Origin of the sequence: Methylohalomonas lacus, from assembly GCF_024808875.1 — a bacterium.
GTDB lineage: Bacteria > Pseudomonadota > Gammaproteobacteria > Methylohalomonadales > Methylohalomonadaceae > Methylohalomonas > Methylohalomonas lacus.
The window spans coordinates 17288-41544 of the sequence record NZ_JANUCT010000005.1 but is presented as its reverse complement, the minus strand read 5'-3'; the positions used below and the strand labels follow the sequence as shown (position 1 = coordinate 41544).

Annotated in this window: 21 protein-coding genes; 16 read left to right on the top strand and 5 right to left on the bottom strand. The window is 57.6% G+C overall.

What is annotated here, in order from left to right; translation table 11 throughout:
• Positions 1-112: 112 nt before the first annotated feature.
• On the bottom strand, positions 113-1387 hold the full coding sequence (gene aceA, locus J2T55_RS04365; protein ID WP_259054481.1) for an isocitrate lyase: 1275 nt from the start codon (positions 1385-1387) through the stop codon (positions 113-115).
• 286 nt (positions 1388-1673) lie between these two features.
• Between aceA and J2T55_RS04360 the strand changes: the two genes are divergently transcribed.
• The 4 genes from J2T55_RS04360 to J2T55_RS04345 all read left to right on the top strand — a co-directional run bounded on the left by J2T55_RS04360 (position 1674) and on the right by J2T55_RS04345 (position 6039).
• Positions 1674-2630, top strand: coding sequence for a LysR family transcriptional regulator (locus J2T55_RS04360; protein WP_310521974.1), 957 nt, complete (start codon positions 1674-1676; stop codon positions 2628-2630).
• Between the two features lie 150 nt (positions 2631-2780).
• Positions 2781-3125: an ATP-dependent Clp protease adapter ClpS gene (gene clpS, locus J2T55_RS04355; protein WP_259054478.1), complete on the top strand. Its 345-nt coding sequence runs from the start codon at positions 2781-2783 to the stop codon at positions 3123-3125.
• Positions 3126-3136: 11 nt separating this feature from the next.
• The gene (gene clpA, locus J2T55_RS04350; protein WP_259054476.1) at positions 3137-5407 is read left to right on the top strand and encodes an ATP-dependent Clp protease ATP-binding subunit ClpA; all 2271 of its coding nucleotides are present in this window, start codon (positions 3137-3139) and stop codon (positions 5405-5407) included.
• A 110-nt stretch (positions 5408-5517) separates the two neighbouring features.
• Positions 5518-6039: an acyloxyacyl hydrolase gene (locus tag J2T55_RS04345; RefSeq protein WP_259054475.1), complete on the top strand. Its 522-nt coding sequence runs from the start codon at positions 5518-5520 to the stop codon at positions 6037-6039.
• Between the two features lie 32 nt (positions 6040-6071).
• Here J2T55_RS04345 and argA read toward each other — a convergent pair whose 3' ends face one another.
• Positions 6072-7394: an amino-acid N-acetyltransferase gene (gene argA, locus J2T55_RS04340; protein WP_259054474.1), complete on the bottom strand. Its 1323-nt coding sequence runs from the start codon at positions 7392-7394 to the stop codon at positions 6072-6074.
• Entirely contained in the window at positions 7391-8560 is a 1170-nt protein-coding gene (gene argE / locus J2T55_RS04335; RefSeq protein ID WP_259054472.1) for an acetylornithine deacetylase, read from the bottom strand. Before argE ends, argA begins: the two co-directional genes overlap by 4 nt.
• Before the next feature lie 215 nt (positions 8561-8775).
• Between argE and ilvD the strand changes: the two genes are divergently transcribed.
• Positions 8776-10470: a dihydroxy-acid dehydratase gene (gene ilvD / locus J2T55_RS04330; RefSeq protein WP_259054471.1), complete on the top strand. Its 1695-nt coding sequence runs from the start codon at positions 8776-8778 to the stop codon at positions 10468-10470.
• A gap of 17 nt (positions 10471-10487) precedes the next feature.
• Positions 10488-11198, top strand: a complete 711-nt coding sequence (locus J2T55_RS04325; RefSeq protein ID WP_259054470.1) for a ZIP family metal transporter — start codon at positions 10488-10490, stop codon at positions 11196-11198.
• A gap of 182 nt (positions 11199-11380) precedes the next feature.
• Here J2T55_RS04325 and J2T55_RS04320 read toward each other — a convergent pair whose 3' ends face one another.
• Entirely contained in the window at positions 11381-12025 is a 645-nt protein-coding gene (locus J2T55_RS04320) for a transglycosylase SLT domain-containing protein (protein WP_310521973.1), read from the bottom strand.
• A 45-nt stretch (positions 12026-12070) separates the two neighbouring features.
• Entirely contained in the window at positions 12071-12553 is a 483-nt protein-coding gene (locus J2T55_RS04315) for a phosphatidylglycerophosphatase A family protein (protein WP_259054469.1), read from the bottom strand.
• A gap of 177 nt (positions 12554-12730) precedes the next feature.
• On the opposite strand from J2T55_RS04315, the gene J2T55_RS04310 reads away from it, so the two are divergent.
• The 10 genes from J2T55_RS04310 to J2T55_RS04265 all read left to right on the top strand — a co-directional run bounded on the left by J2T55_RS04310 (position 12731) and on the right by J2T55_RS04265 (position 24252).
• On the top strand, positions 12731-13204 hold the full coding sequence (locus tag J2T55_RS04310) for a TspO/MBR family protein (protein ID WP_259054468.1): 474 nt from the start codon (positions 12731-12733) through the stop codon (positions 13202-13204).
• A 25-nt stretch (positions 13205-13229) separates the two neighbouring features.
• On the top strand, positions 13230-13604 hold the full coding sequence (locus tag J2T55_RS04305) for a DUF2237 family protein (protein WP_259054466.1): 375 nt from the start codon (positions 13230-13232) through the stop codon (positions 13602-13604).
• A gap of 36 nt (positions 13605-13640) precedes the next feature.
• A complete protein-coding gene (locus J2T55_RS04300) occupies positions 13641-13961 on the top strand; it encodes a DMT family transporter (RefSeq protein ID WP_259054465.1) in 321 nt (106 codons plus the stop codon).
• A 27-nt stretch (positions 13962-13988) separates the two neighbouring features.
• Complete coding sequence (locus J2T55_RS04295) at positions 13989-14492, top strand: TIGR00645 family protein (protein WP_259054622.1); 504 nt, start codon at positions 13989-13991, stop codon at positions 14490-14492.
• Positions 14493-14766: 274 nt separating this feature from the next.
• Positions 14767-16977, top strand: coding sequence for a TonB-dependent receptor family protein (locus J2T55_RS04290; RefSeq protein ID WP_259054463.1), 2211 nt, complete (start codon positions 14767-14769; stop codon positions 16975-16977).
• Between the two features lie 520 nt (positions 16978-17497).
• A complete protein-coding gene (locus tag J2T55_RS04285; protein WP_259054462.1) occupies positions 17498-19681 on the top strand; it encodes a TonB-dependent receptor family protein in 2184 nt (727 codons plus the stop codon).
• Positions 19682-20014: 333 nt separating this feature from the next.
• On the top strand, positions 20015-20665 hold the full coding sequence (locus J2T55_RS04280) for a hypothetical protein (protein ID WP_259054461.1): 651 nt from the start codon (positions 20015-20017) through the stop codon (positions 20663-20665).
• 111 nt (positions 20666-20776) lie between these two features.
• Positions 20777-22000: an SAM-dependent methyltransferase gene (locus J2T55_RS04275; RefSeq protein WP_259054460.1), complete on the top strand. Its 1224-nt coding sequence runs from the start codon at positions 20777-20779 to the stop codon at positions 21998-22000.
• A complete protein-coding gene (locus J2T55_RS04270; protein ID WP_259054459.1) occupies positions 21997-23343 on the top strand; it encodes an FAD-binding oxidoreductase in 1347 nt (448 codons plus the stop codon). Before J2T55_RS04275 ends, J2T55_RS04270 begins: the two co-directional genes overlap by 4 nt.
• A gap of 225 nt (positions 23344-23568) precedes the next feature.
• The gene (locus J2T55_RS04265) at positions 23569-24252 is read left to right on the top strand and encodes an EAL domain-containing protein (RefSeq protein ID WP_259054458.1); all 684 of its coding nucleotides are present in this window, start codon (positions 23569-23571) and stop codon (positions 24250-24252) included.
• Positions 24253-24257 lie beyond the last annotated feature (5 nt).

Sequence of the window (24257 nt, the reverse complement as noted above, 5' to 3'; positions counted from 1 at the left end):
TTAACACAGCATCATGGGACCGGTAACCGGCCACAAAAAAACCCGGTGGCCTTTTGAGCCACCGGGTTTGTCGTTACAGCCTGACGGCTGCGGTTCTGTCGGCCGGGCCGGCTCAGAACTGGGCGTCTTCGGTGGAACCCTTCAGTGCGGTGACTGAGGAATTCTCGCCGGAGATCGTCTGGGTCACGGCGTCGAAGTAACCGGTACCGACCTCGCGCTGATGCTTGGTCGCGGTGTAACCGTCCTTCTCGGCAGCGAATTCCTTCTCCTGCAGTTCGACGTAGGCTGACATCTGCCGCTCGGCATAACCCTTGGCCAGGGTGAACATGCTGTAGTTCAGCGCATGGAAACCGGCCAGGGTAATGAACTGGAACTTGTAGCCCATCGCACCCAGTTCGCGCTGGAACTTGGCGATGGTGGCATCGTCCAGGTTCTTCTTCCAGTTGAACGACGGCGAGCAGTTGTAGGCGAACAGCTGTTCCGGATAGTCCTCGCGGATGGCGTCAGCAAATTTCTTCGCGTATTCCAGGTCCGGAGTCGCGGTTTCACACCAGATCAGATCGGCGTACGGCGCATAGGACTTACCGCGGGCGATGGCCTGATCCAGACCCGGCTTGGTGCGGTAGAAGCCTTCCGCGGTGCGTTCACCGGTCAGGAACTTGTGATCGCGCTCGTCGATGTCAGAGGTGATGAGGTTGGCGGCTTCGGCGTCGGTACGCGCCAGCACCAGGGTAGAGGTACCGCAGATGTCGGCAGCCAGGCGCGCGGCGATCAGCTTCTGCACGGCTTCCTGGGTCGGCACCAGGACCTTGCCGCCCATGTGGCCACACTTCTTGGCCGAGGCCAGCTGGTCCTCGAAATGCACGCCGGCGGCGCCCGCTTCGATCATGTGCTTCATCAGTTCGTGTGCGTTCAGCACGCCACCGAAACCGGCTTCGGCGTCGGCCACGATCGGCGCAAACCAATCAACGCTGTCGTCGCCCTCGGAATGACGGATCTGGTCGGAACGCACCAGGGCGTTGTTGATGCGGCGGACGACGGTCGGCACGGAATCGACCGGATACAGCGACTGGTCGGGATACATGTCGAAGGCGCTGTTGGCGTCACCGGCGACCTGCCAGCCGGACAGATAGATGGCCTTCAGGCCACCCTTGACCTGCTGCACGGCCATGTTGCCGGTCAGCGCGCCCAGCGAGTTGACGAAGGGCTCTTCGTTGACCAGCTTCCAGAGCTTTTCGGCGCCCTTCTTGGCCAGGGTATGTTCGATCTGCAGGCTGCCACGCAGACGCACCACGTCGGCGGCGCCGTAGTCGCGCTGCACGTTCTTCCAGCGCGGATTTTCCGCCCATTCCTTCTCCAGTTGCTTGATTTCAGCATCGGCACTCATCAGATTTCCTCCAGATGGGTTCAGTTGTGTGTCACTTGATTGTGATTCTTGTCAGGCAGCGGCACACAGCGCTCCATGGCGTCTGCTTGCTACCGGACCGTGGACCGTCTTCAGCGGCGTCCGAGGCTTGGATCCGGACTGTGAAAGGCGCATCCCGGTGTCGCGGCGGCCTGTATGACAGAAAGGTTAAGCCAAGCACGAGCCAGTCTAGTTGCGGCGCATCAATTGACAAGCGGTTTATGTCAATATTAACTATTAACATATTTAATAGTAGAATAATGCCCTGATGGCCCGCGATTACTATAAACAGAACAGACTCAAGCAGTTACGTGCATTCTGTCACACCGCCCAGAGTGGCAGCATGTCCAGAACGGCGGAAAAAATGGACCTGACCCAGCCGTCTGTGTCGCTGCTCATCCGCGCCCTGGAAAAGGACATGGGCCACCAGCTGTTCGGCCGCCGTGGCCCGCGCATCTACCTGACGGCCGAGGGCCGCAGCCTGCTGGAGCTGGCGCTGCCGCTGGTCGACGGGCTGGAAAACCTGCCGGCCGCCTTCGACGAACAGGTCAACAAGCACATCAGCGGCGAGCTGCACATCGCCGCGAGCGAGGCGATACTGCTGCAACTGTTATCACAGCCCCTGCGCCGGTTCCACGCTGCCTATCCGCAGATCCGGGTCTGCCTGCACAACGTCACCAGCCCCGACGGCCTGACCCAGATCCAGGCCGGCGAGATCGACCTGGCCATCGGCGCCCTGATCACCGTGCCGCAGGACGTGTTGTTCACGCCGCTGTGCGACTACGACCCGGTGCTGATCATGCCGAACGACCACGCCCTGGCGGGACGCTCGGTCATCCGGCTGGAGGAAATCACCCCGTACGGCCTGATACTGCCGCCGCGGCACCTGACCACGGCACAGATGGTTGAAATGGTGTTCAGCCAGCACAACATTAAATACAGCGTCGTCATGGAGGCACGGGGCTGGGAAGTCATCAAGAAATACGTCGAGCGCGACATCGGCATCGCCATCGTGCCGCGTATCTGCCTGGCCCAGCACGATGATCTGGCGACCATACCGCTTGGGCAGTACTTTCCGAAATGCAGTTACGGGCTGGTACTGCGACGTGAGCAATTGCTGTCGCCGGCGGCGCGGCGGTTCGTGGAAATGCTGGCACCGCAGGCTCTGGCAGGGTGGCAACCGGGCCCGGCAAAGCGTTCCCAGCGACGCACATCAACCAGCTAAGTATACACCTTTTATACCCGGCTGCACGCGTCTGACGGGGGTATATTAGCGCGGTATAATTAGTTACAGTAAAGTCGTAAACCTAAGTCCCGATCGCGGGTCAAAACCGTCGGCCGGGTCAACCTAAGTCAGGGGTCAGAGTTAAGCAGTATGTCCGACAAAGCTGGCCACAATCACGAACCAGGCCGTGATCCGAATCATGACGATGGACTGGCAGTTCAGGAGGCCAAACCCAAGCTTAAACGTCCTCCACTCTACAAGGTCGTCCTGATCAATGACGATTACACGCCGATGGATTTTGTGGTACACATTCTGGAAGAGTTTTTTTCGCTGGATCGCGAAAGCGCCACGCGCATCATGCTGGAGGTACATACGCGCGGCAAAGGTGTGTGCGGTGTATTCACGCACGAGATCGCCGAAACCAAGGTCTCGCAGGTCAACAGTTATTCCCGCGAGAACAATCACCCATTACTATGCACGATGGAAAAAGCGTGAGGGCTTGAGCCATGCTCGATAAAGACCTTGAAACGACACTGAACAACGCTTTCCGCGAGGCACGCGAACAGCGCCATGAATTCATGACCGTCGAGCACCTGTTACTGGCGTTGCTCGACAATCCGTCCGCCGCCCGGGTACTGCGCGCCTGCGGCGCCAATATCAATGCCCTGCACAATGACCTGCGCAATTTCATTCGCGAGAACGCCCCGGTACTGCCGGAAGGCGATGAACGCGACACCCAGCCGACACTGGGCTTCCAGCGCGTATTGCAACGCGCGGTTTTCCACGTGCAATCCTCCGGCAAAAAGGAAGTCAGCGGCGCCAACGTGCTGGTGGCCATCTTCGGTGAACGCGAATCGCATGCCGTGTTCTTTCTGTCACAACAGGAAGTCAAGCGTCTGGACGTGGTGAATTTCATCTCCCACGGTATTTCCAAGGTACCGCAGGAAGACGCCAACGAGGAAGCCGAATCTGCCGCCAGCGAAGAGGAAGTGCGTACCGAGGAAAACGGCAGCAATCCGCTCGAAGCCTACACAGTCAATCTCAACGAGCAGGCCAAACGCGGCAAGATTGATCCGCTGATTGGCCGCCAGCATGAAATCCAGCGCACAGTCCAGATCCTCTGCCGGCGGCGCAAGAACAACCCGCTGTATGTCGGCGAGGCCGGTGTCGGCAAGACCGCTATCGCCGAGGGCCTGGCCAAGCTGATCGTCGACGAAGATGTCCCCGAGGTACTGGCCGACAGCATCATCTATGCGCTCGATCTCGGTGCCCTGCTCGCCGGCACCAAGTATCGCGGTGATTTCGAAAAGCGGCTCAAGGGCGTCATGGCCGCATTGAAGAAGAAACCGGGGTCGGTGCTATTCATTGACGAGATTCATACCATCATCGGTGCCGGCGCAGCCTCCGGTGGTGTCATGGATGCCTCGAACATCATCAAGCCGGCGCTCGCCTCTGGCGAAATGAAATGCATCGGCTCTACGACCTACCAGGAATACCGCGGTATCTTCGAAAAGGATCGCGCACTGGCACGGCGTTTCCAGAAGATCGATGTCAATGAACCGACGGTCGATGAAACCGTCAAGATCCTTGAGGGTCTGAAGTCGCGTTTCGAGACACACCACAATATCCGCTACACGCACCAGGCCCTGCGTGCGGCCGCGGAGTTGACCGATCGTTACCTGTCCGATCGGCACCTGCCGGACAAGGCCATCGACATCATTGACGAAGCCGGTGCCTCACAGCACTTGGTCGCACCGTCGAAACGCAAGAAGACGGTCAACGTCAATGACATTGAAAATATTGTTGCCCGTATCGCGCGGATTCCACCCAAGTCGGTCAGCACCTCCGACAAGGATGTGCTGCGCAATCTCGACCGCGACCTGAAGATGACGGTTTATGGCCAGGACACGGCGATCGACACGCTGACCACCGCGATCAAGATGTCGCGTTCCGGGCTCGGCAATCCACAGAAACCGATCGGCAGTTTCCTGTTTGCCGGCCCCACCGGCGTCGGCAAGACCGAAGTCACGCGGCAGCTCGCCCACATCATGGGCATCGAGCTGATCCGCTTCGACATGTCCGAGTACATGGAACGCCACACCGTGTCGCGCCTGATCGGTGCACCGCCGGGCTATGTCGGCTACGACCAAGGCGGCCTATTGACCGACGCGATCAACAAGCAGCCGCATGCCGTGCTGTTGCTGGACGAGATCGAAAAGGCGCACCCGGATGTGTTCAATCTGCTGTTGCAGGTTATGGACCACGGCACGCTCACCGACGCCAATGGCCGCAAGACCGACTTCCGCAACGTGATCATCGTCATGACCACCAACGCGGGGGCCGAGCGCATCAGCCGTTCGTCCATCGGCTTCACGACCCAGGATCACTCACACGACGCGACCGAGGCTATCCAGAAGACGTTCACGCCCGAGTTCCGCAATCGCCTCGACGCGACCATCGAGTTCTCGCCGTTGTCGCCAGAGATCATCAGTCACGTCGTCGACAAGTTCTTGGTCGAACTGGAAACCCAGCTCGACGCCCGCAAGGTCACCATGGAAGTCGATGAATCGGCCCGCGAGTGGCTGGCCGAGCACGGCTACGACAAGGTCATGGGTGCACGGCCGATGGCCCGCCTCATCCAGGACAAGATCAAGAAGCCGCTGGCCGAGCAGCTGCTGTTCGGCAAACTCGAACACGGCGGTCATATTCACATCACGGAAGAGAACGACGACCTCAAGATCGAAGTGCTGGAAGAAGAGACCGAGGGCGCAGTCTAGTTGGCCGGTCACTGGACAAAGGGGGGGGCCGATCACTCGGCTGCCCCGTCATAACACCGCTCACATCACCACAGCCTACGGGCCGGCGTAACCGGCGACGGACATCCAGCATGAACAAAGGCTGCATACACCTGCTTCTGGCCCTCATCCTGGTGCCCGGCCTGTGGTTGCCCGTCAGCGCAGAGGAAAGCGGCCATCTGACGCTGGGCGCCGGTGTCTTCGAAGCGCTTCAGGGCAACAACCGCGCCGCCGAGGGTTACATGGCCTACCGCTTTTCGCCACGCCTGTTTGGCGATCGGTTCGGATCGGCATTCCACGGCATCGGTCCGATGGTGGGGCTGAACGCCAATACCGATGGCGGTGTATTCGGTTATGGCGATCTGTTTCTCGACATCCGGCCGACGGAAAACACCGTCATCTGGCCGTCCGCCGGTATCGGCGGCTACCGGCAGGGTGACAGCATATCGCTGGGCGGCGTGTTTCAGTTCCATGCCGAAGTGTTCCTGGGCTATCGCGTGACGGACAGCCAGATGCTGGGACTGTCCTACCAGCACATATCGAATGGCGGCATTCACGCCAGCAATCCGACCGCCGATTCGTTCTACCTCACCTATACGCTGGCGCTCTGGTAATCGACTGTCCGTCTGTACCGCAGCCGCCGTACCTAGAGCGACTTGATTAGCACCTTGGAGTTACGCTGGATGTTGTAAAGCTCCTTCCGCTTGACCGGCAGGTCATCGATCTTTGCCTCACGGAAACCCCGTTCGAGAAACCAGTGTGGCGCGTGCGTGGTCAGCACAAACACCCTTTCCATGCCGAGCCGCCGGGCTTCACGCTCGAGGCTGGCAAACAGCTGATCGCCGCGGCCCTGGTTCTGGTAGGTCTCGTGAATGGCCAGACAGGCAATTTCGGCCACTTTTTCGTCGGCAAACGGATACAGCGCGGCACAACCGATGATCACATCGTCACGCAGCAGAATCGTGAAATGATCGATCTCAAGCTCGAGTTTTTCCCTCGACCGGTGTGCCAGTACGCCGCTTTGTTCGAGCGGCTCGATCAGTTCCAGCACGCCGGCGACATCTTCGATAGTGGCCGTGCGCATGTCATCGAACGGTGCCGCGCTGATCATAGTGCCGACACCGTCGCGGCTGAACAGTTCCAGCAACAAAGCACCGTCACGGCTCCGGTTGATGAGATGTGTACGCACCACACCCTGCTTACAGGCATAGATCGCGTGGGCGACCTGATCCGTCACGGCACCGTTGGCATGGCCATCTATGAGCCGCTCAGCCTCGCGTTCCGACAGCTGGCGCACGAGCTGGCCGTCAGCATCACACAGGCCGTCGCTTTCGGTCAGGTAGATCAACTTGGCTGCCTGCAGGCTGACGGCCACCTCGGCGGCAACATCGCGGGCACTAAGATTGAACGCCTCGCCGGTCGGTGAATAACCGATTGGCGGCACCAGCACGATCTCGTGGCGATCCAGCTTACTCTGGATGGCCTGGGTATCGACCCGCCGCACCTCACCGGTGTGTTCGAAATCGATGCCGTCGTGAATGCCGAGCGGCTGCGCGGTGATGAAGTTGCCCGATGACACCTGCAGCCGCGTTTCACGCATGGGCGTATTGCCCGGCCCCATCGATAGCAGCGCCTCGATGTCCAGGCGGATGCGACCCGTGATCTCCTTGGCATGTTCCAGCGCCGCACTGTCGGTAACGCGCATGTCCTTGTGGAAACGTGACTCGATACTGGCCTGGGCCAGGCGCGCGTCGATCTGCGGCCGCGCACCGAATACCAGCACCAGGCGCACGCCCAGGCTGTTCAGCAAGGCCAGGTCATGAATGAGCTGGGCGAACTGCGCATCGGCGATCGCCTCGCCGTCGAACTGGACGACGAAGGTATGACCTCGATGGACGTGGATATAGGGCGACGCCTGGCGGAACCAGCTGACGAAGGCCTGGATATCGTTGTTGTTGGACGCGCTCACTGGGACTGCTCCATGCAGAAATGCCGGATCATGCCATCAACAATACGCTGCATCGGCACGATCCGATCTAGCGGGACATATTCGTTGCTCTGGTGTGCCACGGCAATGTCACCGGCGCCGAGCACCACCGTATCCATACCGAGCGCATTCAGATAGGGCCCTTCGGTACCGAAGGCGACGCTGCCGGCCGTCTGGCCGCTGAGCTGCTCGGCGACGCGGACGACTTCCGCCTCGCGCGGCGTCTGCATGGCGGCGACGCCATCGAACGACTCACGGAATTCCAGTTCCAGGTTCAGGTCGGCGACCGCGGCCGCCACCCGCTGGCGCAACTCGGTCTTGAGTTCACCAACGTCCATGCCCGGCAACGGCCGCAGGTCGATACCCAGCTCGCAGCTGGCACAGATGCGGTTCGGGTTGTCGCCGCCGTGGATCCGGCCCAGGTTCAGGGTCGGTACCGGCACGCGGAAATCGGTATTGATGTGTTCGGCCTGCAGTTCGTCACGCCAGTCCAGCAACGCCCGGATGACCGCATGCATGCCTTCGAGTGCGTTTTCACCCAGTGCCGGATCGCTGGAATGGCCGGCCCGGCCGATAAGCCGGATCGCCGCCATCATCACGCCCTTGTGCATGTACACCGGCTGCAGGCCGGTCGGCTCACCGATCAGCGCCTGACCACCGAGCGCCACACCACTGTCGACCAGCGCCCGGGCACCGTGCATGTTGCTCTCCTCGTCGGCGGTCGCCAGTACCGTCAGTGGCTGGCGCAACCGGCCCAGATCGAGCTCGCGCACGACCTCGGTGATCACCGGGAAGAAACTTTTCATATCGGAACTGCCGAGCCCGTACAGCCGGCCGTTCTTCTCGGTCAGCGTGAACGGATCGCTGTCCCAGCCGGTTTCGTCATAGGGCACAGTGTCAGTATGCCCGGACAGAACCAGGCCGGCACCGGCCGCGTCCGGACCCGCCCGTGCGATCAGGTTCACCTTGCCCGCCTGCCCGGGGACGTCGTGCTGTTCGATGCGAAAGCCGAGATCGCCCAGCCAGTTGGCGAGGTGATCAACGATCGGCTGGTTGCTCATATCCAGGGCCGGATCGACGCTGCTGACCGACGGAATCGCGACCAGCTCCGCGAGGGCGTCCTTGAATGTCTGGCTGGGGGCGGTCATGGCCTTGTCTCCGGTTTATTGCCGGGTTGGTTATTCATTTGAGTTGGCACGCGCTTACCTGACAGGCTGCCATGGCTGGTGTATTCTAACGCACCTTTTTTACATCATGCTGCGGTTTTCTGTACCGGTTTCCGGGGTCCGCAGCCAGCAGGCGGCCAGTGACGCCGGGCCGCTGCGATAAACATGAACAACGACTGCTCCCAGAGATACTTCAGATGGCTAGCAAACAACTGAATCGCATCAGCGCCCGTATCACCCAGCCCAAGTCGCAGGGCGCCTCGCAGGCCATGCTCTATGGCACCGGCCTGGGGCCCGACGACATGAACAAGGCCCAGGTCGGCATCGGCAGCGTCTGGTACGAGGGCAATACCTGCAACATGCACCTGCTGAGCCTGGCCGAGAAGGTCAAGGAAGGCGTGGTCGACGCCGGTCTGGTGGGCATGCGCTTCAACACGATCGGCGTATCCGACGGCATTTCCATGGGCACCGAGGGCATGAGCTATTCACTGCAGTCGCGCGATCTGATTGCCGACTCGGTTGAGACCATCATGTGTGGCCAGTGGTATGACGCCAACATTTCCCTGCCCGGCTGTGACAAGAACATGCCCGGCGTACTCATGGCCATGGGGCGCCTGAACCGGCCGTCGCTGATGGTCTACGGCGGCACGATCAAGCCCGGTCATCTGAAGAAGAATAACGACGAGGTGAAGCTGGACATCATCTCCGCGTTCCAGAGCTATGGCGAATTCATCTCCGGCAGCATCGATGACGATGCGCGCCAGAATATCGTCCGCAACGCCTGTCCCGGCGCCGGCGCCTGCGGTGGCATGTACACCGCCAATACGATGGCCTCGGCGATCGAGGCGATGGGCATGTCGCTGCCCTACTCTTCGTCCACGCCGGCGGTCGATCCGCTCAAGCTGGAAGAGTGCTACAACGCCGGCGCGGCGATCCGCAACCTGCTCGAGCTGGATCTGAAACCGCGCGACATCATGACCCGCGCAGCGTTCGAGAACGCCATGGTGCTGGTGACCGTGCTCGGCGGTTCCACCAACGCCGTGCTGCATCTTATCGCCATGGCCCGGTCGGTCGGCATTGAGCTGGGCGTCGACGACTTCCAGGCGGTCAGCAACCGTACGCCGTATCTCGCCGATCTCAAGCCCAGCGGCCAGTACGTCATGGAAGACCTGCAACACATCGGCGGAACGCCGGCGGTGCTGAAGATGCTGCTCGACAATGACATGATCGACGGCGACTGCATCACTGTCACCGGCAAGACCCTGGCCGAAAATCTCAAGGATCTGCCGGGCCTCAAGCAAGACCAGCCGATCATCCGGCCGCTGGACAATCCCTACCAGAAGTCCGGCCACATCCAGATTCTGAAAGGCAATCTGGCACCGGGCGGTTCGGTCGCCAAGATCACCGGCAAGGAAGGCCTGTCCTTCACCGGGCCGGCACGCGTGTTCGACGCCGAGGAGAACATGCTCAAGGCGCTGGAAGAAGGCAGGATCCAGAAGGGCGACGTTATCATCATCCGTTACGAAGGCCCCAAGGGCGGGCCCGGCATGCCAGAGATGCTGACGCCAACCTCGGCCATTATGGGTGCCGGCATGGGCGGCGACGTCGCCATGGTGACCGACGGCCGCTTCTCCGGCGGCTCGCACGGCTTCATCATCGGCCACGTGGTCCCGGAAGCGCAGGAAGGTGGACCGATCGCGCTGGTCGAGGACGGCGATACCGTGACCATAGACGTCGAAAACAACCGCATCGATGCCAACATCAGTGAGGCCGAATTCGAGCGGCGCCGCGCCAACTGGACCATGCCACCCTACAAGGCGACGCGCGGCACGCTGGCGCGCTACATCAAGACCGTGCGCAATGCCTCCGAAGGCTGTGTCACCGACGAATAGACCCGCGGGGATCGGGCTTGCCTGATGGACTGATCGTTGCCGTACTGGCCTGGGCCGCCGGCATCACCGCGTTTGCCGGCGGCCTCGGCGCGGCGCGCGAGCGCTTCGCGGAAAGCGACAGCAAGCAACAGTTCATTCATGCCAACGTCGCCTTCGGCGGCGGCATTCTATTGGCCGCCGTCGCGTTCAGCCTGGCCCCCAGGGCCATCAAACACCTCGATGCTTCCTGTCTGCTGTTCTTCACCCTGCTGGGCGGCGGCCTTTTCTGCCTGTTTGATGCCTGGCTCGAACGGCGTGGCAGCTCGCGCGCGCAGCTGCTGGCGATGCTCATGGATTTTGTTCCGGAAGCCATCGCGCTCGGTGCAGTATTTGCGGGTGAGCGCAAACACGCCCTGCTCCTGGCCCTGTTCATTGCTGCACAGAACCTGCCCGAGGGCTTTAACGCCTTTCGCGAAATGCGCACCGCCGGTTCCGGCAGTGGCCGCATTCTCACGCTACTGTTGCTGGTAAGTCTGCTCGGCCCGCTGGCCGCGTTGCTGGGTTACGCTTTATTGCAGAACAGCGAGACGGTGACCGCCGCGATGATGGCGTTCGCCAGTGGCGGCATTCTCTATCTCATGTTTCAGGATATAGCGCCACAGGCATCGATGAAACGCCACTGGTCACCCAGTCTCGGTGCGGTGGCGGGTTTCAGCCTGGGGATGCTGGGGTCGAAGCTGATTCTTTAGCAGTCACTGGTGACTGAAATAGCGTGGCCGGCGCTGTTTCAGTGTCAAAGAAAAAAATCAATTCCCGTAGGAGACCTGACCACGGGCCGAACATAAGGTCGGTTATGACAAGGTATCCAAACCTTTTTCGCGGCGAGATCGCCGCTCCTGCCAATCACTAATCACCAGTTACCGATCACCCCTTAATTCCCGGCGACCTGTATCCCCTGCTCGCGATACTGGCGGTAATACTTCAGCACCTTGCGCACGTAGTTCTGCGTTTCCGGATAGGGCGGGATCTGGTTATCATATTTGATCACGGCGTTCTCGCCGGCGTTGTAGGCGGCCAGGGCCAGGCGCACGTCGTTGTCGAACATGCCGAGCAACTGCTTCAGGTAGCGCGTGCCGGCGTAGACATTGGCGCGCGGGTTCTTGCGGTCGCTGACGCCGAAACGCTTGGCGGTTGCCGGCATCAGCTGCATCAGGCCCAACGCCCCAGCACTCGACAGGGCGTTGGGATCGTAGGCCGATTCCGCCGTCACCACCGCGTGTACCAGTGAATCCGGCAACACGTACTGCTCGGCGGCCTCGGTGATCAGATCGGCGAACCGGCGCTGGTTCTGCTTGAAGCGACTCGTATCGTAGCTCGGTTCCTGCCAGCCCTTCCAGGTCTTGACCAGGCGCTTATAGCCGGAATGCTTGGGTTTGTCGGTAAGATAGACGCGGCCGTGTTTGTCCACATACTTGTAGATGTCGGCCTGCGCCGCCGGTACCGCCAGCAATACCGCAAGCAGACCGCCAACCAGCATCGATTTGAACCAAAGTCCCCTGAAAAAGTACGCGTTCAAGCCTTGCCCCCTGAATATTGTACTTGTTATGTCTTGCAACCCTAGCTAAGTCAATAAAAAAAGGGAAGTTATTTGTAGCAAAACTGCGGCATAAACCCCCGCCAGCAGGTCATCGAGCATGATACCCAGTCCGCCCTCGACGTGACTGTCCAGCCAGCTTATCGGCCAGGGTTTCCAGATATCGAACAGGCGGAACAGGCAAAAGCCGGCCAGGATCCAGAGCCAGCCGGCCGGTGCGGCCACCAGGGCAACCAGCACGCCGACGATCTCGTCCCAGACGATGGAACCATGATCATGGACCCCCAGTTGGTTCGCTGTATGGGTACATAACCAGACGCCAAATACAGCCATCAGCAACACGACCAGCAAATAGGTGCCCAGCGGCAATGCCATCAGTGCCATGTACACGACAACACCCACAACGGTTCCGCAGGTGCCCGGCGCCCACGGACTCAGGCCACTACCGAAACCCCAGGCCAGCCAGTTGACCGGATTCCTGTAGCAGTGTGCGGGTATATCGGCTGACATGAGGCGCATTGTATCAGTAACGGCCCCTACAACGACGCTACAGACAAACTGCGGGGCCGATATCTATGGCGGCCATCGAGCAGGCTTGGCATTATTGCCAATCACACGCACCTGGACGTTACGAGGCGCCCGCAGTTCGACTGGCGCACCACTCGATACACTGCCGTCACCATGACCATGAATAACAGCAATCCCCTCTCGCACCTACCCTCATTGATTCCGTTTGCGGTCCTCGTCAGCCTGGTGGCCCTCAGCGGCACCATGTTCGAGCCGGGCGACTGGTACAGCCGTCTGAACAAACCCGCGTGGACACCACCGGCGATAGCCTTTCCCGTTGCCTGGACCATACTGTATGGGCTGATCGCTATTGCCGGCTGGCTGGCCTGGCTCGCGGGGTCCGTTGGCCGGGGGCCTGTGTTCTGCGTCTATGCCCTGCAGTTGCTGCTGAACGCGGCCTGGTCGTGGCTGTTTTTTGGTTTGCAACAGCCGTTATATGGTCTCGTAGCCGCGACGCTGCTGCTCATCGTGATTGGCATCAACATGTTATTATTCTGGTATCGACGACCGCTGGCAGGCCTGCTGCTGCTCCCCTATTTCCTCTGGGTCGGTTTTGCCGTCGGCCTGAACGGTGCCATCGTCTGGCTTAATTAATGTGCTACCGCGTGACACGACCATCATGACCGTAGAATCGATCAATATTTTCGGTGAACCGTTACAGCCCTGCTGCTTCGAGCCCATAACCGGCGCCTACCGCGACGGCTACTGCAACACCGGCGTCGAGGACTTCGGCGACCATGTCATCTGCGCCCGGCTCACCGCCGAATTTCTCGAGTTTTCCGCGCAACTCGGCAATGATCTGATCACACCACGACCGGAGTTCGGCTTTCCCGGCCTCAAGCCCGGTGACCACTGGTGTTTGTGTGCGCAACGCTGGCAGGAAGCCTTCGAGGCCGGTGTCGCACCGCCCGTCTACCTGCAGGGCACGCACAAGCGGGTACTGGACATCGTAGCCCGGGAAACCCTGGAACAGCATGCGCTGGATCTGGACTGAAACGCATGCGTCACATTGATAACAGGAAAACATGACATGGGATGGCTCTATCTGCTTCTGGCCGGCGTTTTCGAACTCGGATTTACCACGTCGCTGAAAATGTCGGATTCATTCAGTCGCCTGGGCCCCTCGATACTGGTCATGGTGTTCGGCGGCATCAGTCTCTGGCTGCTGTCACGTTCCCTCATGACCATTCCGATTGGAACAGCCTACGCCATCTGGACCGGTATGGGTGCCTTCGGCACGGTCGTCATAGGCATGCTGTTTTTCAGTGAGCCGATTTCTGCGGCCCGTATTGTCCTGTTATCCACGCTTGTACTGTCCATCATCGGACTGAAATTCGTCACACCCGGCTAATTTTGCAAAACAGGAAATAACAACATGCTGGAACAACGCTTTGAAAAGCTGTTATTTGCCATGCGCTGGTTGCTCGCGCCGATTTATTTCGGTTTGTCGCTGGCGTTACTGGCGCTGGCCATCAAATTCTTTCAGGAACTCGTGCATCTGTTCCCGCATATTCTCGAGACCGCTGAAACCGACCTGATACTGACAGTCCTGGCGCTGGTCGACATCGCCCTGGTCGGCAGTCTCATCATCATGGTCATGCTGAGCGGCTACGAAAACTTCGTTTCCAGAATCGATGTCGATACCGCCACTGAGAAACTCGGCTGGATGGGCAAGCTCGATGCCGGCACGCTCAAGATCAAGGTTGCCGCCTCGATTGTCGCAATTTCATCCATTCACCTGCTGCAGGCTTTCATGGACGTACAGAAGATACCGAATGACAAACTCATGTGGTACGTGATCATTCACATGACGTTCGTCTTTTCCGCACTACTGCTGGGCTGGCTGGACAAGATCGCCTTCTCCAGCCACCGCGATCACTGAGATCATCTGAAATTTTACCGCCGGGACCGCCAGCCAGCCGGCGCTCCTGCGTTCCCTCCTGGACGTTTCTCGCCCTTATTCGAGAATAATTACCCGAAGGTATCAGGAAATATTCCCCTGAATTGCAGGATTACAACACTTTCATATTTTATCGCGATTTTTACCACAGGGGTTTTGATAAGTTCTAACTGTGCTGTCTGGCCCAGTTCCGTTCAGCCAGGATTAATCATTACTAAAACCTATCCGTTCCGGATAGTTAGAGGGGATATAATTAATGAAACCATTCATAAGGTCACGATACCGGGCGTTGCCCGGTAGCACATTGGGGCTGGCCATCGCTGCAGTTATCAGCGCACCGGTGTATGGCCAGAGTACGACTGATGAAACTATTCGTAATTTGCCATCCATTGATGTCCAGGAGATATTGCCGAGCGAGGTTCGATTTGCACCCGGTGCCGCCAGCATCCTGACAGATGAGGAAATCGATACTTATCGGCCATATACCCTGCATGATGCACTGGATTTCGTTCCGGGTGTGCGCACAATCGATGATGATGTGTATGGCCGGCGTTCCGGTATAGGTATTCGTGGTGCACCTTCCCGTCGTTCAAGAAAAACCCTGTTGATGGAAGATGGTACACCGATCAATGCTTCCACCTACCTCGATCCGAGTGCCCACTATACGCCGCCGATGGAACGACTTGAGCGCGTGGACGTGCTGAAGGGTAATGGCATGATTCTGCATGGTCCACTGAACAACCATGGCATTATCAACTTCCGCAACAAGCAGCCGACGCTGGAGCCGGAAACAACCATCGAGGTCGGCGTTGGCAACCAGAATGCCAACAAACGTCATGTCATGCATACACGTACCGAGGGTGATGTCGGCATGGTCTTCGCCTATACCGGCTTCAATGGTGACGGCAGCTTCGATGTTGAAGAATTCCAGTACGACGACTTCTTCACCAGTTTCGACTGGGATATCAACTCACGCCATAGTCTGGGTGCCTCGTTCACCTACTTCCGTGAACGTTCGGACTATGACGAAAGTAATCTGACACCGATTGAATTCGCACTCGCACCGCGTAAAAAGCTCGGGCGTTTTGGCCAGGAATTCAACCAGATCAACGTGGATTATTTCAAATGGGACCTGACCCATGACTTCCAGATGACTGATAACCTGTCGATGTCAACCAAGTTCTTCGCCACGGATCTGGATCGCCCCCGTTATACAGTCGACCCCGAGGACATCGAAGTCGGTGCATTACCCGATTTTGTCTATGATGATCCCGCTGATCAATTCATTGCAGGCGACCAGGGCATAATGGTCAGCCGTGATCGGCATTATCGTACGTTCGGCATTGAAAATCGTATGGAGCTTGCAAATATCGAAGCTCTGGGTCTGGACCACACCTTCCAGTGGGGGGTTCGTTTCGAACGCCATTTTCTGGATGACAAACGCCACGAAGGTGCACAGGGCCAAGTCATTGACCGGGATAATACAGGCGCCCTGCAACGCAACGAGCAATATCAGGCTTCCGCCTTCTCGGTATTTTTCCAGGATGCCATGAATTATGGCGACTGGACAGTAACGCCGGGCCTGCGCGCGGAATACTATAGCCAACGTAAAACGCGTACTTTCCCGGAGTTTGACCCTGAAGAAAGTGGCAGCGAATATCGCACGATTCTCCTGCCCGGTATCAGCGCATTGTACGATGGGTTCGAGGATACCCAGGTCTATGCCAGCGTCCAGCGGGGCTATTCGCCGGCAGCGGCCCGTACAGCTGATGGTTTCCCGCTTCGACCGGAAACGGGTATCAACTCCCAGTTGGGTTTCCGTACCAACGTACTCCAGGGTGTAACCGCCGAAGCAGCCGTGTTCTATAACGATCTGCGCAACACCATCGTTAATACGCCGATCACAATCGATGGTCAGGATCTGGTTATCAACAGCGGCGACTCCATTGCCTATGGTGTTGATTTAGGTCTGCGGTTCGATTCAGCGGCATATACGGGGTCCGCCTATAACTGGTTTGCTCAGCTTGCGTACAATTACACGCGTGCGGAATTCGATTCCGGCGAAATTGACGGCAACAGGGTGCCCGAGATACCGGAACATGTCGGTAGTTTCACGCTCGGCCTAGAGCATACCGACGGCTGGCATGTCAGCGGCACGATCAGCCATTTCGGTAGTTTCTTCACCGACGTCGCAAACACTGGCGGTTTCGTACTGGCGGATGAAGACGGCGAACCTGTCGGTCCGGGCGACACCCTGGAAATCCGTGAACCCGCAGTTCTCGGTGAAGTTCCGAGCCATACGCTCTTTTCGGCCCGCGCCAGCTATGAGTTACCGGGCGCACGTAACACCACGCTGTGGATCCAGGGTCGCAATCTGACCAATAAACTGTACATCACGGATTCAGCGAACGGCCTGCGTCCGGGTGCAGAACGCACTTATATAGCCGGCGTTACCGTGAAATTCTAGTAGTTAACCGGCAAAACAGAGTCCCGGGCGGCTAGGGCCGCCCGGACTTCCTCCGAACACACCTGGTAACTCACAGGCCCAGTCTATCCCTTCAGCTGGTCTGACTATTCAGGTGTCCTCAACCGGTCATTGTTTAGCACAATGACCGGTTTTTTTTCGGCATCTAGCGAACGGTATAAGAACGGAACTAATAGCTCTGTTGCTGCATTGCAGCAAAAAGACATAGTGAGCGAATAGTTAGATCACATTTCAATATCGCCTTGCTCGATATGTGGGTGTCCAGCCCTACGCCCGGAATCACCGCCTAATATTGCCGGATCAGGAATTCATGCAATCCGCTCTGGGAATTCCTCCTACAATGTAGAGGAATTACAACACTCTCTGGTTTTGCTGGGGTTTTTACAACAAATTGTTTGATACCTTCCATGCCGTGCTGTCTGACTAATGCAGTTCAGCCACAAGACGCCATTCTGACTTAAACCGCTACCAGATCCCTTGGTAGTCTGGAGGGGAGATAACAATGAAATACTCAATACGCCGTGGCCTACCCGGCACCACGCTGGGACTGGCCGTTGCCGCAGTCGTCAGTGCGCCGGTATACGCCCAGGGCACCACTGATGAAACTATTCGTAATCTACCGTCGATTGATGTCAAAGAGATATTACCGAGCGAAGTACGCTATTCGCCGGGTGCAGCTAATATCCTGACTGATGAGGAAATCGACACCTATCGGCCATATACACTTCACGATGCTCTGGATTTTATTCCCGGCGTGCGTACGCTAGAAGATGATATTTATGGCCGTCGTGGCGGAATCTCGGTTCGTGGCGCCCCTGGTCGTCGTTCGCGCAAAACGTTACTGATGGAAGATGGCACACCCATCAATGGTTCTTCGTATCTCGACCCCAGTGCGCATTACACTCCTCCCATGGAACGACTCGAGCGTGTCGACGTACTCAAGGGCAACGGCATGATCCTGCACGGCCCCCTAAACAACCACGGTATCATCAACTTCCGGAACAAACAGCCGACACTGGAGCCGGAAACCACCGTCGAAGTCGGTGTCGGTAACCAGAACGCCAACAAGCGCCATTTCATGCATACGCGCACCGAAGGCGATGTTGGTATGGTTTTCGCGTACACCGGATTTAACGGCGATGGCGCTTTCGATATCAGTGAGTTCCAGTACGATGACTTTTTTGCGAGCGCCGACTGGGATATCAATTCACGTCATAGCCTTGGTGGCTCATTCACCTACTTTCGTGAACGTTCGGATTATGACGAAAGCAACCTAACGCCAGTTGAATTCGATCGTGCACCACGCAAGAAGCTCGGCCGATTTGGTCAGGAATTCCATGAAATCAACGTAGACTATTTCAAGTTTGATCTGACACATGATTTCCAGGTGACTGACAATCTCTCGATGTCGAGCAAGTTCTTCAGAACCGACCTGGATCGGCCGCGCTACACTGTTGACCCTGAATCAATTCTCGTAGGGGCCTTGCCCGATTTCGTATACGAGGATCCGGATGATAGGTTTATCGCTGGAGAACAGGGCATCATGGTCAGCCGCGATCGACACTACCGTACCTACGGTGTCGAGAATCGTATGGAGCTCGCCAATGTCGAAGCCATCGGCATGGACCATACTTTCCAGTGGGGTGTACGTTTCGAGCGTCATTTCCTGGATGACAAGCGACATCAAGGCGCACAGGGGCAGGTTATTGACCGGGACAACCCCGGCACTCAAACACGGGATGACAAATATAATGCTTCGGCATTTTCGGTCTTCTTCCAGGATGCTATGAGTTTCGGCGATTGGACAGTAACACCTGGGCTGCGCGCGGAATACTATGAGCAGGAAAAATCCTCCGGTGGCGAGAATCAGAACGAGTATCGCACTTTACTGCTTCCCGGCATAAGTGCTTTGTATGACGGCTTCCAGGACACCCAGGTCTTTGCCAGTGTCCAACGTGGGTACACGCCTGCCGCCGCCCGTACTGCTGGCGATTTTCCGCTTCGTCCTGAAACCGGCATCAACTCACAGGTCGGACTGAGAACCAATGCTGTTAAAGGCGTAACTGCTGAAGCCGCCATTTTCTACAATGATCTGCGCAATACCATTGTGAATACACAGATAACTATCGATGGTCAGGATCTGGTTATCAACAGCGGCGATTCCATTGCCTATGGTGTTGATTTAGGTCTGCGGTTCGATTCAGCGGCATATACGGGGTCCGCCTATAACTGGTTTGCTCAGCTTGCGTACAATTACACGCGTGCGGAATTCGACGGTGGTCGCTTGGATGGCAATCGTGTTCCTGAAATACCGGAACATGTGGGTAGTCTGACAGTCGGTGTCGATCATGCCGATGGTTGGCATGTCAGCGGCACTATGAGTCATTTCGGCAGCTTTTTCACTGATGTAGCGAATACCAAGGACCAAGTCTTGGCTGACGAGGATGGTAATCCTGTGGGTCCGGCTGACTTCCTGGAAATTCGTGAGCCGGCCGTGTTGGGCGAAGTGGCAAGTCGCACCCTGTTTTCAGCCCGTGCCAGCTACACCCTGCAGCGCTCACCCAACACGGAACTTTGGATCCAGGGCCGTAACCTTACAGACAAACTGTATATCGCCGATCATGCCAATGGTCTGCGTCCGGGTTTCGAACGCACGTTCATAGGTGGCGTCACGGTTAACTTCTAGAAGTTACTCCAGAGAAAGCAGAGTCCCGGGCGGCAATGGTCGCCCGGACTTCCTCCGAACACACCTGGTAACTCACAGACCCAGTCTATCCCTTCAGCTGGTCTGGCTATTCAGGTGTCCTCCACCGGTCATTGCCCAGGCGATGACCGGTTTTTTTATTCCGCTAACCTGATAGGCTAGAGATGTAGCCGATTCGTGGACCGGGTGTACCGGCGTCGCGAACAAGGCCAAGGCATCTGACAGCCCTCGCACTGCAGCATGGGATGGGTTGCCCGAATCAGGGATCATGGCGGGGATAATCGGCCAGTGAATGACGACAGCCGCAAACGAAACATGCTGCGAACAGCACGTAGTTATCTGTTCAGTCTTGCTCTGTTCAGTCTCGGACTGGCTATCGGTATTGGCGTAACCAGGGTCTATTTCCAGCCGGAGCCCGAAAAAATCGAGTTCGACCGCCAGCAGATCCCGACACTGATGATGCATCCGCTTGGCCGTGACGGCGCGCATCGTCACCGGATCGGTAACTGGGAGCTGCTGAGCTCGCTGACGGCAGGCAATGACAGCCTGATTCTGAGGTACAACGACACCTATATTGCAGCCCTCAAGACTACCCCGGACCGGCGGATCGAGTCCATCGTCGTCAACCACCCGCTTCACGACAGCGTATTGCTGATCCTGGAACGTCTGAACGAAAAGTCGGTGACCGGCAAACTGACCACCGACATTCTCTCCAGTGATGGCCAGAAAACAGGTTTTGTCATAGACGAGAACATGGACGGCCAGCCGGACCTGCGTTTCGAATATGCCGGTCCCTACCTGTATGTCTGGCTGGACCAGAGCTGGCACCGGGTGCTGCGCTCGAGCCCCCGCGAATCGGGGGCAGGCTTCAAGCACACAGTGATCTATCGTCAGGAGATGCACGAGATCAGACTGGAAGAATATCCCTACAGTCTGGAACCGATCATCCCGCGGATCCGGCAATAATCATCGCTGGGCAGCTGTGACAGGTTCCGTACCGTTGCCGCTAGCCTATTGATCGATAAGGCAATCTGTAATATTAATTACAAACTCATGGTTACTGGATAAGGGGCTGCCGTGAAGGAAGCACTCAAACGCAAACTCGACGATATCGGCCAGGCCACGAGTGTCTGTTTCCGCGTGGTTTTCAAGGATGGCAGTCATTACCAGAATCATTCGGACGGCCAGCCCGACATCATCATCCACATCAACGATAACCGGGCCATTGCCCGTATCATGATCTACGGCCATATCGGTCTGCTGGAATCCTACTTTGACAACAGCCTGGATGTCGAAGGCGACCTGAATCTGGCCTTTCGCGCCGGCATGGAGACCGACTTCAGTAGCCATCCACCACTACCCGTACGACTGCGCAACCGCTGGCACGAATTCCGTCACAACAACGGTACCATCGAGCGGGCACGCGAGAACGCCGACTTTCATTATGCGCTCGGTACCGAGTTTTACCGCTACTGGCTCGATGATCCCTACATGATGTACACCTGTGCCTACTGGAAAGAAGGCACGCAGACGCTGGAACAGGCACAGCAGAACAAGATGGAACACGTCTGCCGCAAAGTCCGCCTGCAGCCGGGCGAAACCTTTGTCGATATCGGCTGCGGCTGGGGTGGTTTCATGCGTTATGCCTGGGAGCATTACGGCACCGTAGGCACCGGCATCAACATTACCGGCGAGCAGGTGCGCAATGGCAACGCAATGTTCGAGCAGCTGGGCCTGGCCGACAAGCTGCAGATCCACGACGCCGACTTCCGCGAGGTCCATGGCGAATACGACAAGAGTATTTCCATCGGTGTGCTCGAACATGCCGGGCGCGACCAGCTCGAAAACGTCGTCCGCGCACACGCCCGTACGATGAAGCCCGGTGGTCTCGGCATGATCCACTTCATCGGTCACGTCGGTCACTATGAAACCGAATTTTTTATTCGCGATCACATTTTTCCCGGCGGCTGGATCCCGTCACTGTCACAGGCTATCGATGCCATGGAGCGCTGTGGCCTGGAGGTGCTGGACATCGAGAATCTGCGCCGGCATTACGCGCTGACCCTGGACGCCTGGGCGGAGCGCTTCGACCGTCACTGGGACGAGATCGTCGCGCTCGATCCGCAACGCTTTGACGAAACCTTCCGCCGCAAGTGGCGCACGTACCTGTATTCCTGTGCCGAGATGTTCCGCTCCCGCAACGGCTACACCCACCTGTTCCAGGTGCTGGTTTCCAAGGGTAACGTCGACTATGACTACCCGATGAGCCGGGCCCATATCTACAGGGACGACAGCGCTTGAGTCGTCATGCCGACAAGCTGGCGACTCTGCGTTCCAAGCTTGACCAGCAACAGGCGGCAACGGTCGGGCTCAACAAATCCACTTCCAACCTGTTTCGCGATCGCCAGGGCACTCAGGGCGAGCGGCTCGATCTGAGCCATTTCAATGAGGTCATTGACGTCGATGCCAGCGCTGGCTGGGTCGACGCCGAGGGCATGACAACGTTTTACAATCTGGCCAGTGCCTGTCTGCAGCATCAAACCATGCCGGCGGTGGTGCCGGAACTGCGTTCGATCACCCTCGGCGGTGCCGCCACCGGTGTCGGTATCGAGTCAACCTCGTTCCGACACGGGCTGGTGCATCACAACCTGCTGGAAATGGATATCCTCACTGCAGACGGTGAAATACGCCATTGCCGGCCAGACAACGAGCACAGCGATCTGTTTTTCGGCTTCCCGAACTCCTATGGCACACTGGGCTATGCGCTGCGCCTGCGTTACCGGACATTACCGGTCAAACCGTATGTGCGCCTCGAACATCATCACTGCACTGATACGACCGACTTTTTTGCCGCTGTCGATCGGCACTGCCGCGGTCCGGAATCCGGCGACAACGATTTTGTCGACGGCGTGGTTTTTGGCCGCAGTGAACAGGTGCTGACGCTGGGGCGCTTTGTTGATGAGGCGCCCTATGCCAGCGACTACACGTTCGAGCATATCTATTACCGTTCGCTGCGTGAACGCGGGGAAGATTACCTGACGGCGCACGACTATCTCTGGCGCTGGGATACCGACTGGTTCTGGTGTTCAAAAAACGTTTTTGCACAGCACCCGATAATTCGACGCCTATATGGCCGCAGACGCCTCAACTCGGTGACCTACAGTCGCATCATGCGCTTTAATAACCGCTGGGGCCTGACCCGCCGCTTGAATCGCCTGCGCGGTATTCACACCGAGTCAGTCATTCAGGATGTCGATATACCGCTTGAGAATGCGCCCGGCTTTCTCGATTTTCTGCTGCGCGAGATCGGCGTGTTGCCGATCTGGGTCTGCCCGATTGGCACAAGCGATCTACCCGGCCCGTTTCCGCTCTACCCGCTCAAGGATGACACGCTGTACATCAACTTCGGTTTCTGGGACGTGATCAGCACGCACGAGTCCTATCCGCACGGTCATTTCAATCGCCTGATCGAACGCGAAGTCGCCGCCTGTGGCGGCACCAAGTCACTGTATTCGGAATCCTATTATGACGAGGCCGAGTTCTGGTCGATCTACAATCACGCTGCCTATAAGGAACTGAAACAGCGCTACGATCCGCACGGTCGTTTCCCGGATCTCTACGCAAAGTGCGTGCTCCGCCGCTGATTGCCAACGACAATAAAAACCACTGTTATTCAGATAATTACGCCGCTTGCCGGCGTCACTTTGTAGCATCTGTTCCGTTGCCTACTTATAATGATTCCAGCATAAACAAAACAATATACATATCCTGAACGAGTTGAGGTTGCTGTGGCAGTAAAACCGGCGGATTTCCGCGAGATAAATTGCAAAGAATGCGCCAATGGCGCCAATCTGGACTTTGACTTCACCATGGCATTCCAACCGATCGTCGATATCGACCAGGAATCAGTATTTGCCTACGAGGCACTGGTGCGCGGTGTTAACGGCGAAGGCGCCGGTCAGGTACTCAGTCTGGTCAACGACAGTAACCGTTATCGCTTTGACCAGAGTTGCCGGGTCAAGGCAGTCAAGCTGGCTTCCGAACTGGGCATCCGCCAGAAACTGAGCATCAATTTCCTGCCGAATGCGATCTACAAGCCGGAAAGCTGCATTCGTACAACGATCGCCGCGTGCAAGACGTATGACTTCGATGTCGAAAACATCATCTTCGAGGTCACCGAGGTCGAGGAAATTTCTGACAAGGCACACCTGCAAAACATATTCACCCATTACAAGGAACGTGGCTTCCTGACTGCTATCGATGACTTCGGTTCAGGTTACGCCGGCTTGGGTCTGCTGGCCGAATTCCAGCCACAACTTATCAAGCTGGACATGGAACTCATCCGCAATATCGACCAGAGCAAATCCAGGCAATCCATTGTCAGCGGCGTTATCCATACCTGCCTGGACATGGGCATCGATGTTATCGGCGAGGGCATCGAGACCCGCGAGGAGCTCGACGTGCTCAGGGACAAGGGTATCAGCAAGTTTCAGGGGTATTACTTCGCCCGACCGGCCATCGAACAACTGCCGACAGTCAACTTCATTTCCTAATCGAG